Consider the following 1,062-nt stretch of genomic DNA (forward strand, 5'->3'; position numbering starts at 1 on the left):
CGACGAGCACCGCCACCGCCGCGCACAGCGCGGCGAGGGGCCGTCGGCGGGCCAGCACGCGACGGCGCAGGGTGCGCCAGCGGCGGCGTACGTCGTCGAGGGAGGCCATGCGGCGACGCTAGGCGGCGGCGGCGCCTCGCCCCCGGGCCGCGGACGACCGTGGGGAGGGATCAGCTCGAGGACGAGCCTGTGGACGACGACTGGCCCGAGCCGGACGACGAGGACCCCGAGGACGAGGAGCCGGAGGACGAGGAGCCGGAGGACGAGGAGYCGGAGGACGAGGACGAGCCTGACGTCGACGCGCCGGACGAGGAGGAGCCCGAGTCCGAGGACGAGGACGAGCCGGAGGTCGCCGGCGTCGACGACCCCGAGGTCGAGCGGCTGTCGGTGCGGTAGAAGCCGGAGCCCTTGAAGACGACGCCGACGGCGTTGAAGACCTTGCGCAGCCTGCCGTCGCAGACGGGGCAGTGGGTCAGGGCGTCGTCGCTGAACTTCTGGACCTGGTCGAACGCGTGGCCGCACTCGGTGCAGAGGTACTGGTACGTGGGCATCGGGGACCTTCGTGACTACGGGGGATGCGATGGATCGGAACGACTGCTGCAGGACACGTTGGCACTCGGTGCCGTCGACTGCCAGTCGAGTCCCCAGCGTACGGCACAATGCCTCCACGATGAGCGAGCAGCCCGCAGCCCCCGACACCGACCTCACGTGGTGGCAGATGTTCCGGTCCGCACCCCGCGTCCTGCGCTGGTCGGCGTACGTCGTGGCGGGGCTGGCGGCGTCGCTGGTCCTCCTCCTCGTCATCGCCACCGGCTTCGTGCTGCGCCCGGTCGCCGAGACCGACGGGGAGGTCGAGCTCCCCGGGCTGGCCGGTGAGGTGGAGGTGATCCGCGACGCGAGCGGCATCGCGCAGGTCTACGCCGACACCGACGCCGACCTGCTGCGCGCCCAGGGCTACGTCCACGCCCAGGAGCGCTTCTTCGAGATGGACGTGCGCCGTCACGTCACGAGCGGGCGGCTCTCCGAGCTCTTCGGCTCCGACTGCCTCGTGACCGACAAGAT

2 protein-coding genes and 1 pseudogene are annotated in these 1,062 nt (G+C 71.8%); 2 read left to right on the top strand and 1 reads right to left on the bottom strand.

What is annotated here, in order from left to right; all coding sequences use genetic code 11:
• The first annotated feature begins 189 nt into the window (after positions 1 to 189).
• On the top strand, positions 190 to 396 hold the full coding sequence (locus tag ACXJKL_RS21440; RefSeq protein WP_457209013.1) for a hypothetical protein: 207 nt from the start codon (positions 190 to 192) through the stop codon (positions 394 to 396).
• A 14-nt stretch (positions 397 to 410) separates the two neighbouring features.
• Here ACXJKL_RS21440 and ACXJKL_RS21445 read toward each other — a convergent pair.
• A pseudogene (locus ACXJKL_RS21445) lies at positions 411 to 551 on the bottom strand (FmdB family zinc ribbon protein); the annotation flags it as partial.
• 119 nt (positions 552 to 670) lie between these two features.
• On the opposite strand from ACXJKL_RS21445, the gene ACXJKL_RS21450 reads away from it, so the two are divergent.
• A partial coding sequence (locus ACXJKL_RS21450; protein WP_457209012.1) for a penicillin acylase family protein occupies positions 671 to 1,062 on the top strand: 392 nt, incomplete at its 3' end.

This window comes from Nocardioides sp. P5_C9_2, from assembly GCF_054049555.1.